The 12,885-nt window shown below is 58.6% G+C and carries 12 protein-coding genes; 9 read left to right on the top strand and 3 right to left on the bottom strand.

Annotation, left to right across the window (positions count from 1 at the left end):
- The first annotated feature begins 95 nt into the window (after window positions 1–95).
- The 8 genes from urtB to F3I44_RS09230 all read left to right on the top strand — a co-directional run bounded on the left by urtB (window position 96) and on the right by F3I44_RS09230 (window position 8,056).
- Entirely contained in the window at window positions 96–1,661 is a 1,566-nt protein-coding gene (gene urtB / locus F3I44_RS09195) for an urea ABC transporter permease subunit UrtB (protein WP_150010927.1), read from the top strand.
- Window positions 1,661–2,734, top strand: a complete 1,074-nt coding sequence (gene urtC / locus F3I44_RS09200) for an urea ABC transporter permease subunit UrtC (protein WP_150010929.1) — start codon at window positions 1,661–1,663, stop codon at window positions 2,732–2,734. The genes urtB and urtC overlap by 1 nt, the downstream gene beginning before the upstream one ends.
- Window positions 2,731–3,522, top strand: a complete 792-nt coding sequence (gene urtD, locus F3I44_RS09205) for an urea ABC transporter ATP-binding protein UrtD (protein WP_150010931.1) — start codon at window positions 2,731–2,733, stop codon at window positions 3,520–3,522. Before urtC ends, urtD begins: the two co-directional genes overlap by 4 nt.
- A 1-nt stretch (window position 3,523) precedes the next feature.
- Window positions 3,524–4,222: an urea ABC transporter ATP-binding subunit UrtE gene (gene urtE, locus F3I44_RS09210; RefSeq protein ID WP_150010933.1), complete on the top strand. Its 699-nt coding sequence runs from the start codon at window positions 3,524–3,526 to the stop codon at window positions 4,220–4,222.
- A 378-nt stretch (window positions 4,223–4,600) separates the two neighbouring features.
- A complete protein-coding gene (deoR, locus tag F3I44_RS09215; protein WP_150011013.1) occupies window positions 4,601–5,365 on the top strand; it encodes a DNA-binding transcriptional repressor DeoR in 765 nt (254 codons plus the stop codon).
- Between the two features lie 180 nt (window positions 5,366–5,545).
- Window positions 5,546–7,213 (top strand): energy-dependent translational throttle protein EttA, encoded by a 1,668-nt coding sequence (ettA, locus tag F3I44_RS09220; RefSeq protein ID WP_150010935.1) that lies wholly within the window; start codon window positions 5,546–5,548, stop codon window positions 7,211–7,213.
- A 63-nt stretch (window positions 7,214–7,276) separates the two neighbouring features.
- Entirely contained in the window at window positions 7,277–7,441 is a 165-nt protein-coding gene (locus tag F3I44_RS09225) for a YhfG family protein (RefSeq protein ID WP_150010937.1), read from the top strand.
- A gap of 12 nt (window positions 7,442–7,453) precedes the next feature.
- The gene (locus F3I44_RS09230) at window positions 7,454–8,056 is read left to right on the top strand and encodes a putative adenosine monophosphate-protein transferase Fic (protein ID WP_150010939.1); all 603 of its coding nucleotides are present in this window, start codon (window positions 7,454–7,456) and stop codon (window positions 8,054–8,056) included.
- Here the strand turns inward: F3I44_RS09230 and F3I44_RS09235 are convergent.
- Window positions 8,037–8,933, bottom strand: coding sequence for a LysR family transcriptional regulator (locus F3I44_RS09235; RefSeq protein WP_150010941.1), 897 nt, complete (start codon window positions 8,931–8,933; stop codon window positions 8,037–8,039). The genes F3I44_RS09230 and F3I44_RS09235 overlap by 20 nt on opposite strands.
- 204 nt (window positions 8,934–9,137) lie before the next feature.
- Here F3I44_RS09235 and F3I44_RS09240 point away from each other — a divergent pair, with 204 nt between their 5' ends.
- A complete protein-coding gene (locus tag F3I44_RS09240; RefSeq protein WP_150010943.1) occupies window positions 9,138–10,139 on the top strand; it encodes a zinc-binding alcohol dehydrogenase family protein in 1,002 nt (333 codons plus the stop codon).
- Between the two features lie 44 nt (window positions 10,140–10,183).
- Here the strand turns inward: F3I44_RS09240 and nadR are convergent, their stop codons facing one another.
- Together nadR and radA are read right to left on the bottom strand one after the other, a co-directional pair.
- Entirely contained in the window at window positions 10,184–11,422 is a 1,239-nt protein-coding gene (gene nadR / locus F3I44_RS09245) for a multifunctional transcriptional regulator/nicotinamide-nucleotide adenylyltransferase/ribosylnicotinamide kinase NadR (RefSeq protein ID WP_150010945.1), read from the bottom strand.
- A 71-nt stretch (window positions 11,423–11,493) separates the two neighbouring features.
- Window positions 11,494–12,876: a DNA repair protein RadA gene (radA, locus tag F3I44_RS09250; RefSeq protein ID WP_150010947.1), complete on the bottom strand. Its 1,383-nt coding sequence runs from the start codon at window positions 12,874–12,876 to the stop codon at window positions 11,494–11,496.
- Between the last annotated feature and the right edge of the window lie 9 nt (window positions 12,877–12,885).

Genomic DNA, 12,885 nt, shown 5'->3' on the forward strand with positions numbered 1-12,885 from the left:
GCGTTGCTGATGAGAAAGCGTCACCCGCTGTGACGCAGCAGCACGGTAGCGGTTATCCGGCTGCCGTGCTGACCTCCCCAAACGAGGCTCCTTTTATGAATCTATGTCGCTGCTTTTTCAGCCTGCTGCTGCTGCTGCCGCTGTTTGCCAGCGCCGGACCGGCGGCTGACTTTGCCGCCGCCAGCCGCAGCCAGCAGGCCACGCTGTTGCAACAGTGGGCCGCCGCGCCGGACAGCCATCGCCTGCCGCTGCTGGAAGCGCTGAAGGCCGAAACCGTGGTCATCGACCAGAACAAACAGCCGTTCAGCCAGCAGGGTTCGACGCTGCAGCCGCTGGACGCCGTATCGCAACCTGCGGGTAACCTGAAAAAGCTGTTTATGAACAATCGCCTGCGCGTGCTGGTGAACAACGCGCTGGCTGCCCACCAGCTGGTGAGCAGTGATGCTGCCCTGCGTCTGCGGGCGGCACAGCAGTTGCAGAATGAGGGTACCGCCGACCAGTTGCCGCTGCTGGAACAGCGTCTGGCCGCCGAGCAGGATAGCCGGGTACATGCCGCATTAGCGCTGGCGCTGGCGAACCTGCAACTGGCGGATGGCGAACCGATGGTGCGCCTGCGGGCCGTAAAACTGGTGGGTGAGTCCAGCGATCCCAATACGCAGGCCAGCCTGCAACGCCTGACGCAGCCCGCGAATGAGCCGGACGCCACGGTGCGGGCAGCGGCGGCGGAGAGCCTGCAACAGATTCAGAAGCGGCTGATGTGGGGCGATCTGCTGGGACAGGCATTTAGCGGCCTGTCGCTGGGCTCCATCCTGCTGCTGGCCGCGCTGGGCCTGGCGATCACCTATGGCCTGCTTGGGGTGATCAACATGGCGCACGGTGAAATGCTGATGCTCGGCGCGTACGCCACCTGGTGGGTTCAGAGCCTGTTTCAGCAGTTTGCGCCGGACTATTTAGCCTGGTATCCGCTGCTGGCACTGCCTGTCGCCTTTATGGTCACTGCCGCCATCGGTATGGCGCTGGAGCGCACGGTGATCCGCCATCTCTATGGCCGTCCACTGGAGACGCTCCTTGCCACCTGGGGGATCAGCCTGATGCTGATCCAGCTGGTGCGGGTGCTGTTCGGAGCGCAGAACCTGGAGGTGGCGAACCCGTCGTGGCTCTCCGGCGGCTTACAGCTGCTGCCTAATCTGGTGCTGCCGTGGAACCGCATTGCGGTGATCCTGTTTGTGGTGTTTGTGCTGGCGCTGACCTGGCTGCTGCTGAACCGGACGCGTCTTGGCATGAACGTGCGCGCCGTGACTCAGAACCGCGCCATGGCGGAGTGCTGCGGCGTGCCGACCGGCCGCGTCGATATGCTGGCGTTCGGACTCGGCTCCGGCATTGCCGGGCTGGGCGGCGTGGCGCTGTCACAGCTCGGAAACGTCGGACCGGAGCTGGGTCAGGGCTACATCATCGACTCGTTCCTGGTCGTGGTGCTGGGTGGCGTCGGCCAGCTAGCGGGCACCGTGGTTGCCGCGTTCAGCCTGGGGATTCTGAACAAAGTGCTGGAGCCGCAGATCGGCGCGGTGCTGGGTAAGATCCTGATTCTGGTGATTATCGTGCTGTTTATTCAAAAACGTCCGCAGGGACTGTTTGCGGTTAAAGGAAGGGTGACAGACTGATGACGCAACCCATCACGCTTCGCATGGCGCGCACCGCGCCGCGCCTGACGATCGGCATCGGCCTGGCGATCACCCTGGCGTTACTGGTGATGCCGTTTCTGGCGCTGCTGCCCGCCACGCATCCGCTGGCGATCTCTACCTATACCCTGACGCTGGTCGGCAAAATCCTCTGCTATGCGGTGGTCGCGGTGGCGCTGGATTTGGTGTGGGGCTACGCCGGACTGCTCTCGCTGGGCCACGGCCTGTTCTTTGCGCTGGGCGGCTACGCCATGGGCATGTACCTGATGCGCCAGGCCGCCGGGGAAGGCTTACCCGCCTTTATGTCCTTTCTCTCCTGGCGTGAGCTGCCCTGGTTCTGGGCCGGCACCGACTATTTCGCCTGGGCGCTCTGCCTGAGCATGCTGGTGCCGGGCCTGCTGGCGCTGGTGTTTGGCTTCTTCGCTTTTCGCTCGACGATCAAAGGCGTCTACTTCTCCATCATGACGCAGGCGCTGACCTACGCCGGAATGCTGCTGTTCTTCCGCAATGAAACCGGTTTTGGCGGCAACAACGGCTTTACCGGCTTTACCACCCTGCTCGGCTTTTCGGTGACCGCGACCGGCACCCGCATCGGGCTGTTTATCGCCACCGTGCTGCTGCTGCTGCTGAGTCTGATGATCGGCTTCGCCCTGGCGCGCAGCAGGTTTGGCCGGGTGCTGACGGCAGTGCGCGATGCCGAAAACCGCCTGATGTTCTGTGGTTACGATCCACGCGGCTTCAAGCTATTTGTCTGGACACTCTCTGCCGTTCTGTGCGGCCTGGCCGGGGCGCTCTATGTGCCGCAGGTCGGCATTATCAATCCGGGCGAGATGTCACCGGCTAACTCGATAGAAGCGGCGATCTGGGTGGCGCTGGGCGGACGCGGCACGCTGATTGGTCCGCTGCTGGGCGCGGCAATTGTTAACGGCGCACGCAGCTTCTTCACCGTCGCCTTCCCCGAATACTGGCTCTTTTTCCTGGGCCTGATGTTTATCCTGGTCACGCTGTTTCTGCCGCATGGCGTGATTGGCCTGCTGCGCCGGAGAAAAAAATGAGTGATGCCCTGTTTACCCAACCCCAGCTGGCGGATCGCCACCGGGCGCAGCGCGATCCGGTGCTGCAACTGGAGAAGATCAGCGTGTCATTTGAGGGCTTCCGGGCGCTGACTGACCTTTCGCTGCAGATCGGCGTCGGTGAACTGCGCTGCGTGATCGGCCCCAACGGCGCGGGTAAAACCACGCTGATGGATGTGATCACCGGCAAAACCCGGCCAGACGCGGGTCGCGTGATCTATGACCAGGACAGCGATCTGACCCGTCTCTCACCCGTCGAGATCGCCCGCGCCGGGATTGGCCGTAAGTTCCAGAAGCCCACGGTGTTTGAGGCGTTAACCGTGTTCGAGAATCTGGAGATCGCGCTCAAAGCCGATAAATCGGTCTGGGCCAGCCTGCGCGCCCGCCTTAATAGCGAACAGCGTGACCGGATTGATGAAGTACTGAAACTGCTGCGGCTGGGCGGCGAACGCCAGCGCCGCGCGGGCCTGCTGTCGCACGGACAGAAGCAGTTTCTGGAGATAGGCATGCTGCTGGTACAGGAGCCGCATCTGCTGCTGCTGGATGAACCGGCGGCGGGCATGACCGACGCAGAGACGGACTACACCGCCGAGCTGTTCCGCAGCCTGGCGGGCAAACATTCCCTGATGGTGGTGGAGCATGACATGGGCTTTGTCGAGACCATCGCTGACCATGTCACGGTGCTGCATCAGGGGCAGGTGCTGGCCGAGGGTTCGCTGCGCGAAGTGCAGGCTAATGAGCAGGTTATCGACGTTTATCTGGGGCGCTGAGATGTTACAGGTTACTGAACTGAATCAATATTATGGCGGCAGTCATATTCTGCGCGGTCTGTCATTTGAGGTGAAGATTGGCGAAATTACCTGTCTGCTGGGGCGCAATGGCGTGGGGAAAACCACGCTGCTGAAGTGCCTGATGGGGCTGATTCCGGCGAAGTCGGGCGAGATCCAGTGGCAACAGCAGCGGATGAACGGCCGCAAGCCGCACCAGCGGGTGCAGGCGGGCATCGCCTGGGTGCCGCAGGGGCGGGAAATCTTTCCGCGTCTGACGGTGGAAGAGAATCTGCTGATGGGCCTGTCGCGCTTTCCGGCAGCAGCGGCGCGTGAAGTGCCGGAGGAGATCTATCAGCTCTTTCCAGTGCTGCTGGCGATGAAGTCACGCCGGGGCGGCGATCTCTCTGGCGGCCAGCAGCAGCAGCTGGCGATCGGTCGGGCGCTGGCCTGTCGGCCCCAGCTGTTGATCCTTGATGAGCCGACCGAAGGGATCCAGCCCTCGGTGATCAAAGAGATCGGCGCGGTGATCCGCCAGCTGGCGCAACGGGGCGATATGGCGATCCTGCTGGTGGAGCAGTTTTATGACTTCGCGGCGGAGCTGGCGGACAGCTATCTGGTCATGTCGCGCGGGGAGATCGTGCAGCGTGGCCGCGGCGACAGCATGGAAGCCGAGGGTGTGCGCGGCCTGGTGGCGATTTAAACCCGGCTCAGAGCAGGCCGGTTTCGACGGAGAAGTGGCGCTGTTCGCAAGGGCGATCAGCGTGCTCCCTCTGGCCAGCGAGTGGCGGGCAGAATACAGGTCGTCCCCTGTTGAACCTGATGGAGCAGCAGCCAGAAGATGGCCTGTTGAAACTGCCCTGTCGGGCTGCGCGTAACCCTGCAAAACATTCAGCTCAGCCGGGGCCGATCGGCCTGAATGCACATGGCGGAGGTTTGCGGCTCTTACCGATTGCGGGTAAGATTGATTGCCAGCCTGGCGGATGAGACGCAACTCATTAAAATCTGTGAGGTTTGTAGCGTATCGACGTCGATTCTGGCGTCCCTTCTCCGCACTGCAGGACAGGTAACAGAGATGACCATGGAAACCCGGCGCGACGAACGCATTCACAAGCTGACGCAGGCGCTTAAACGCACCGACAAACTGCATCTGAAAGATGCGGCCCAGTTGCTGGGCGTCTCAGAGATGACGGTTCGCCGCGATTTAACCGAGCCGGGTTCCAGCGTGGTCCTGCTGGGTGGCTACATCGTCAGCGATCCGAAAAGTCATGCCGGCCACTATTTTGTCAGCGATCAGCATGGTCAGAATGCTGCCAGAAAGCAGCGGCTGGCGCAGACGGCGGCCAGCCTGATCAGCGAGAACGATACGGTCTTCTTTGACTGCGGTACGACCCTGCCCTATATCGTTGATGCCATTCCTGACACGCTGTCATTTACCGCCATCTGCTGTGCCATGAACACCTTTCTGACCCTGAAAGAGAAACCGGCCTGTAATGTGATTCTCAGCGGCGGTGAATTTCATGCCGACAATGCGCTGTTTACGCCGATTGGCGTGCACACCATTCTGGACGATCTCTGTCCGACGCTGGCCTTTATCTCTGCGGCGGGCATCGACAAAGAGCAGGGGGCGACCTGCTACAACACCAATGAGCTGATGATGAAACATCACGCCATGCTGCGCGCCCGAAAGTCGGTGCTGGTAGCGGACAGCAGTAAATATGGCAAAGTGCTGCCCGCCCGCATCGCCGAGCTGCAGCGCTTTGATCTGCTGGTGAGCGACAGCGCGCCCGATCAGGCATTACAAAACTGGCTGGCACAGCAGGGGATACCGCTGCGCCTGCCCTGAGGCCTGCCCCGGCACTATCGTCAGCGAATGAGCGCGGAAATCAGTCAGTTATCCCGCACGTCGTCCGGCATCCCTTCTGCCCCACGAATATTCGCCGCTCCCCGGCTGGGATTAAACGGTGAAAAAGGCTAAACTTCGACATCATTCCAACGACCAACAGACCCAGAGGCTCAAACCAACGTGGCTCAATTCGTCTATAGCATGCATCGCGTCGGCAAAGTCGTTCCGCCGAAGCGTCATATCCTGAAAAACATCTCGCTCAGCTTCTTCCCTGGCGCAAAAATCGGCGTACTCGGCCTGAACGGTGCGGGTAAATCTACCCTGCTGCGCATCATGGCCGGCATTGATAAAGACATCGAAGGGGAAGCGCGTCCGCAGCCAGGCATCAAGATTGGCTACCTGCCGCAGGAACCGCAGCTTAACCTTGAACACACCGTGCGTGAGTCGGTTGAAGAAGCGCTGTCAGAAGTGGTTGGCGCACTGAAACGTCTCGACGAAGTCTATGCGCTCTATGCCGAAGAGGGTGCAGACTTCGACAAGCTGGCCGCTGAGCAGGGTCGTCTGGAAGAGATCATCCAGGCACACGACGGTCACAACCTGAATACTCAGCTGGAGCGTGCTGCCGATGCGCTGCGCCTGCCGGACTGGGACGCGAAAATCGCCACCCTTTCCGGTGGTGAACGTCGCCGCGTCGCCCTGTGCCGCCTGCTGCTGGAAAAACCAGACATGCTGCTGCTGGATGAACCAACGAACCACCTGGACGCCGAATCTGTCGCCTGGCTGGAGCGCTTCCTGCATGACTTCGAGGGTACCGTCGTCGCGATTACGCATGACCGTTACTTCCTGGATAACGTGGCAGGCTGGATTCTGGAACTTGACCGCGGTGAAGGTATCCCGTGGGAAGGCAACTACTCCTCCTGGCTGGAGCAGAAAGATGCGCGTCTGGCGCAGGAAGCCTCTTCTGAAGCCGCTCGTCGTAAGTCGATTGAGAAAGAGCTGGAGTGGGTTCGCAAAGGACCAAAAGGCCAGCAGTCGAAAGGCAAAGCCCGTCTGGCACGCTTTGAAGAGCTGAATAATACCGACTACCAGAAGCGTAACGAAACCAACGAACTGTTCATTCCGCCAGGTGCCCGTCTGGGTGACAAAGTGCTGGAAGTCAGCAATCTGCGTAAGTCCTATGGCGACCGTGTGCTGATTGACAATCTCTCATTCTCTGTGCCAAAAGGCGCGATTGTCGGGATTATCGGTCCGAACGGCGCGGGTAAATCCACGCTGTTCCGTATGATGTCAGGTCAGGAACAGCCTGATTCCGGCAGCATTGTGCTGGGCGAGACCGTTAAGCTGGCCTCCGTCGATCAGTTCCGCGACAGCATGGACAATTCCAAAACCGTGTGGGAAGAAGTCTCCGGCGGTCAGGACATCATGCGTATCGGAAACACCGAAATGCCAAGCCGTGCCTATGTCGGCCGCTTTAACTTCAAAGGCGTCGATCAGGGCAAACGCGTGGGCGAACTTTCCGGTGGTGAGCGTGGTCGTCTGCACCTCGCGAAGCTGCTGCAGGTTGGCGGCAACATGCTGCTGCTCGATGAACCAACCAACGACCTGGACATCGAAACCCTGCGCGCGCTGGAAAACGCCCTGCTCGAGTTCCCGGGCTGTGCGATGGTTATCTCGCATGACCGCTGGTTCCTGGACCGTATCGCGACGCACATTCTGGATTATCAGGATGAAGGCAACATCGAATTCTTCGAAGGTAACTTTACCGAATATGAAGAGTACAAGAAGCGTACCCTCGGCGCTGACGCGCTGGAGCCGAAGCGCATCAAGTACAAACGTATGACGAAGTAATCGACTCTGGGGGAGGCTCAGGCCTCCTCCTGTTTCACCTGTTACTTTTAAGGTCTGAGCGCAATGAAGAAAAAAGCCGATCGTCCATTGGCTAAAAAAGCGGAAGCAATTTATGAAGCGAATAAAGTCGCGAACTTTGCCGCTAGTTCACTGCTTGAGGGGATACATATTTCAGCCGATGTGGAATTATCAACCCTGAAACAGGTTCGACGCCGCTATAAGCAGTGACAGGAGCTGAACGTGAATCGTTATCTTGTCTGGCGAGATCACTACTGTTACCCCGATTCCGATGTTCTGATTAATCGTTACGATATTCGCGACCAGACTCTGCTCGATCAGGCTGAGCGTGATGTTACCGCGCTGACCATTCACACCATTAAGCTCTCTCATCCCCCTTTCACCCTTCAGTCGCTGTGCCACATCCATTACTGCCTGTTTAACGAGCTGTATAGCTGGGCAGGACAGATACGCGATATATCAATCAGCAAAGGGCAGACCCGATTTTGCCAGCCGGCTTTTATTGCGCGTGAAGCGGAGAGATTATTTGCAAAACTGGCGAAGGAGAGGTTGCTGGAACAACAGGACCATCAAGCCTTCTGTCATCAGATTGCCTGGTATTATTGCGAGCTCAATATCCTGCATCCCTTCCGGGAAGGAAACGGTCGGGCATTACGCATTCTGTTCGAACATATTATTCTTCATGCGGGCTATCAGGTGAGCTGGAAAGGCCTGAGCGCCAGCGACTGGTTAGCGGCAAATATTGCAGGTTATCAGTCTGGCCCGCAAAAGATGGCGGCACTGTTTCTGCGCCATATCGTGCCAATCAGCGATAAAACTCCCTGAACACCGGTGACTGCAGCGCAAACTCAATAAAGCGCGCCAGCGCAGGTGAATTCAGTTTACGACCCGGATAGACCAGCCACAGCTCATTCCCCTCCACTTCCCACTCCGGCAGCACCGGCACCAGCCGGGGATCCGCCATCGCGCCATCGGTCAGAAAATGTGGCAGCAGCGTAATGCCCGCATCGCCCAGCGCCGATTCGCGCGCATAGAGTAAATTGTCGGTGAGATGACCCGGCGGCAGCAGCCAGCGGTAGAACTCATCGTCACGCTGCAATACCCATTCATTCCAGGCGCGATGCGCAATACAGCGGTGAGCCGACAGCTGCTGTGGATGTAGCAATGGTGGATGCTGATTAAGATAGTGCTGTGACGCAACCAGCAGTCGCGGGCAGTTGCCTATCCGCCGGCCAATCAGCGAGGACTCCTGCGGCTGTCCGGTGCGCAGCGCCACATCAAAGCCCTCCTGCACCAGATCGCGCATCTCATCAGAGATCGAAACATCCAGCGTCACATCAGGATAAAGACGTAAAAACGCTGCATTACAGCGCGCCAGCAACGTGGCACCAATGCCTGCCGGGCTGGTGATGCGCAGGCGCCCGCTGGGGTTTTCCCGCAGGCTGGCGATAGCCTGATCGGCGCGCTCACTGGCCTGCATCATCTCCTGACAGTGCAGCAGATAGCGCTCACCGGCAAAGGTCAGGTTGAGCTGTCGGGTAGTGCGGTTCAGCAGCCGGATTCCCAGCCGCTGCTCCAGCTGGCTGATGCGCTGACTGACGCTCGATTTGGGCAGACCTGCACGTTCAGCCGCGCCGGTAAAGCTACCGCATTCCGCTACCAGCGCAAACAACGCCATATCCTGCCACTGACGAAACGCCATTGTTCACCTCAGACGAACACTCTATGAAATATTGTCCATCTTATCACCGCTAAAACCAGGTTCTACACTTAAAGCCTGTTCCGAATCATTACAGCAGCCTGCCACGGACAGCGTGGCTCAGCCCCTGAAAGTGTGAGCACTCTTCAGGGCCAGAATAGTAACCACACAATTCAGGCTCCAGGCCTGACTAAACAGGAAAACGTTATGTCTATTCGCGCTATCGCAGTTAATCCGGAAAATCCTGAAAACTTCACTGAAATTTTCCCTGAAACCCCAACGCCAGGTGAGTATGACCTGCGCGTTGAAGTCAAAGCCGCATCAGTCAACCCAGTCGATACTAAGGTTCACAAAGGGGCGAAAAAGAACGGCTTACAGCAGCCACGCATTCTCGGCTGGGATGCCAGCGGCGTCGTGCTGGAAGTGGGCAGCAAAGTCAGCAACTTTAAGCCTGGCGATGAAGTCTTCTATGCTGGCGACCTGACCCGCCCTGGCAGTAACAGCACTGAGCAACTGGTGGACTCACGTATCACCGGTCACAAGCCAGAGAGCCTGGACTGGGCGCAGTCGGCGGCGATCCCGCTGACGGCCCTGACCGCCTGGGAAGGCCTGTTTGAACGACTGAATCTTGAGAGCGCAACTGACGATCAGACTCTGCTGATCGTCGGCGGTGCAGGCGGTGTCGGATCGCTGGCGATCCCGCTGGCGAAGCTGCGCAGCAAGGTGAAGATCATTGCGACGGCCTCGCGTGAAGATTCCGCGCAGTGGTGCAGCGATCGCGGTGCCGATCTGGTGATCAACTACAAAGATATGATCGGTGAGCTGGAGAAACAGGGCATCAAGCAGGTCGATTATATCTTCTGCCTCAATGACACTGACGGTCACTGGGAAACTATGGCAAAACTGATCGCTCCGCAGGGTCATATCTGCACCATCGTGGAAAACGAACATCCCCTGTCGATGGACCAGTTGAAGCTGAAGAGTGCGGCACTGCACTTCGAGCTGATGTATACCCGCAGCATGTTCAATACACCGGATATGGCGCGTCAGGGCGAGATTCTGGATGCGGTATCAGCGTTGCTGGACGAAGGGAAGCTGCAGACCACGCTGAGCGAAACGCTGCACGGCCTGAGCGTTGAGACCTTAACCGCCGCCCATCAGCGTGTGCTGGAAGGCCACATGCGCGGCAAAGTGGTGATGGTCTATTAATGCCCTGACCCGGCTACCGCATAGCAGCCGGGTCATAGCTTGCGTTACTGGGCGTTTTTCTCGCCCAGCATCGCTTTTACCAGCTCAATGCAGCGCAGGAAACGGGTGTCATAATCATCTTCCTGCACATGCAGGAATTCGATGTTATTTTCCCGCAGCATCGTGACCAGCATCGACTGAAACTCCCGCCGATCTACCGAACTGCCCAGGCTGCGCAATCCATCCGCAACCCAGGGCACGTTGTTCTCCAGCAGAATCACCAGATCAAAGCGATATTCATCGATCAACGCCTGCACAAAGGGATGTTCACGCCCTTCATATTTGAGACAAAACGCCTGCGTGGTCACAAAGTCGGTGTCGATAAACGCCACTTTATTAGCATATTTGACGGCGAAATCGATGTACTGCGCCTGGCCCAGCGCGATCTTGTCGTAATCGGAATATTGCAGCGCCATTTCGTCACCACCCAGATGGGAAAAGACATAATCGCGGCCATATTCCCAGGCGCTGGTGGTGTTAAAGATGTTGGCGAGTTTATTCACCAGCGTCGATTTACCGCTCGACTCTCCGCCGAGGATCGCCACGGTACGCACAAAGAACGGTTTCACTTCCGTGGGAATGTAATCCCAGAAGCGGAACGGATCCTGACGAATCTGCGCGCCGCTGATACTCATAAAGGATCGGTTAGGATCGACCAGCACGGTCTGAATGCCCAGGTGCTGCTGGTACATCTCCGCATCGGGCGCTTCGCTGGTGTAGATACAGTCCGGCGCAATGCCGTGCTCGCTGAGAAACGCGCTGACGCCTTGACTCCACACATCCCAGCCGTGCGGATAGGGTTCGATCCCCTCTTCATCAAAGGCGTGAATGCGAATATTTTTCTGATACTTAAAGGTCTGCAGCAGCCAGCGCAGGCGATCGCTGACCGTCGGCTGCTGTGACATTGCGCTGTTCTCAAACAGCTCACGGTCGCGCGGCTCGTCATAACCCATAATGATATGCAGCTCATCCACCTGGCTACAGGCGCGCTGAATCAGATAGATATGGCCGGTATGCAACGGATAAAATTTACCAAATACCACGCCCACCGTTTTATCGCGGCGCGGAAACTCCAGTCCGAGAAAACGGTGCAGCGCCTCCAGCTTTTGCGCGCTGGGGCTTTTAATTTTGGCATTGAGCAACTGGCTCAGATAGCCTTTGGTCATGCCGCTGGCATCAGCAACCTGTTGCAGCGTATGACCCTGCTGGCGAATGGCCGTTTTCAGATAATCAAACGACGACATGTCATGCCTCCTGCATCAATGCGGTTAAGGTGGGAGCGGCCAGCCCGCGACGCAGGCTGGCCGCAGGCGCGTTACAGATCGTCCAGAATCGCCAGCGCATCGGCCAGCTTCTTCGCGCTGAAAACCTGCATCCCGGCAATCGGTTTTTTCGGTGCATTCCCCGCCGGTACAATGGCGCGTTTGAAACCATGCTTCGCCGCTTCAGAGATGCGCTCCTGACCGCTGGGCACCGGACGGATCTCACCGGCCAGCCCCACTTCGCCGAAGATCACCAGATCCTGCGGCAGCGGACGATCGCGCAAGCTCGACACCATCGACAGCATCAGCGCCAGGTCCGCACTGGTTTCGGTGACTTTAACGCCACCAACCACGTTGACGAACACATCCTGGTCCGCCATCTGCAATCCGCCGTGGCGGTGTAAAACGGCGAGCAGAATCGCCAGACGGTTCTGTTCCAGACCCACTGCCACGCGACGAGGATTGCCCATCATTGAGTGATCGACCAGCGCCTGAATCTCTACCAGCAGCGGACGCGTTCCCTCCCACAGCACCATAATCGAACTGCCCGAGGTAACCTCTTCGCCACGCGACAGGAAGATAGCGGACGGGTTGCTGACTTCACGCATGCCCTGCTCGGTCATGGCAAACACACCCAGCTCATTCACTGCGCCGAAGCGGTTTTTATGGCTGCGCAGCGTGCGAAAGCGGGAATCGGCATCGCCATCCAGCAGCACTGAGCAGTCAATACAGTGCTCCAGCACCTTCGGTCCGGCCAGCGAGCCATCTTTGGTGACGTGGCCGACCATGATGATCGCCACGCCGCGCGTTTTGGCGAAACGCGTCAGGTAAGCGGCGGTTTCACGCACCTGAGCCACGCTGCCCGGTGATGACTGGATCTCCGCCATGTGCATGACCTGGATCGAGTCGATCACCATCAGTTGCGGCTGCTCCTGTTCGGCGATTAGGCAGATCTGCTCAATGCTGGTTTCCGACAGCATATTCACATTTTCGGTGGGTAATCCCAGACGATGGGCGCGCATTGCTACCTGTTGCAGTGACTCTTCTCCGGTGACGTAAAGGGTTTTCATCCCTTCTGACAAGCGGCACATCACCTGCAGCAGCAGCGTGGATTTGCCCGCGCCCGGACTGCCGCCAATCAGAATGGCACTGCCCGGCACGACGCCGCCGCCCAGTACCCGGTCAAACTCTTTAAAGCTGGTCGAGAAACGCGGTAACGCCTCCAGGCTGATTTCAGAGAGCTTCTGCACCCGGCTGGTGCCAGCGCTGCCGGCATAACCACTCAGGCGCTCGTTACGTGCAGCGGCGGGCGAGGCGGCGATGCGCACCTCGGTGATGGTGTTCCAGGCATGACAGGCGCTGCATTGCCCCTGCCAGCGTGGGTAATCTGCGCCACATTCATTACAGACAAATGCGCGTTTTGCCGCTTTGGCCAAATCAATACC

It is taken from the genome of Pantoea sp. F_5, assembly GCF_008631595.1.
GTDB classification, from domain to species: Bacteria; Pseudomonadota; Gammaproteobacteria; order Enterobacterales; family Enterobacteriaceae; genus Pantoea; species Pantoea gossypiicola.

Excerpts from the sequence above, each read along its gene's own strand:
- F3I44_RS09235 (WP_150010941.1), bottom strand. The coding sequence starts at position 8,933 with ATGGCGTTTCGTCAGTGGCAGGATATGGCGTTGTTTGCGCTGGTAGCG.
- urtE (WP_150010933.1), top strand. The coding sequence starts at position 3,524 with ATGTTACAGGTTACTGAACTGAATCAATATTATGGCGGCAGTCATATT.
- deoR (WP_150011013.1), top strand. The coding sequence starts at position 4,601 with ATGGAAACCCGGCGCGACGAACGCATTCACAAGCTGACGCAGGCGCTT.
- urtD (WP_150010931.1), top strand. The coding sequence starts at position 2,731 with ATGAGTGATGCCCTGTTTACCCAACCCCAGCTGGCGGATCGCCACCGG.
- urtB (WP_150010927.1), top strand. The coding sequence starts at position 96 with ATGAATCTATGTCGCTGCTTTTTCAGCCTGCTGCTGCTGCTGCCGCTG.
- urtC (WP_150010929.1), top strand. The coding sequence starts at position 1,661 with ATGACGCAACCCATCACGCTTCGCATGGCGCGCACCGCGCCGCGCCTG.
- nadR (WP_150010945.1), bottom strand. The coding sequence starts at position 11,422 with ATGTCGTCGTTTGATTATCTGAAAACGGCCATTCGCCAGCAGGGTCAT.
- F3I44_RS09225 (WP_150010937.1), top strand. The coding sequence starts at position 7,277 with ATGAAGAAAAAAGCCGATCGTCCATTGGCTAAAAAAGCGGAAGCAATT.
- F3I44_RS09240 (WP_150010943.1), top strand. The coding sequence starts at position 9,138 with ATGTCTATTCGCGCTATCGCAGTTAATCCGGAAAATCCTGAAAACTTC.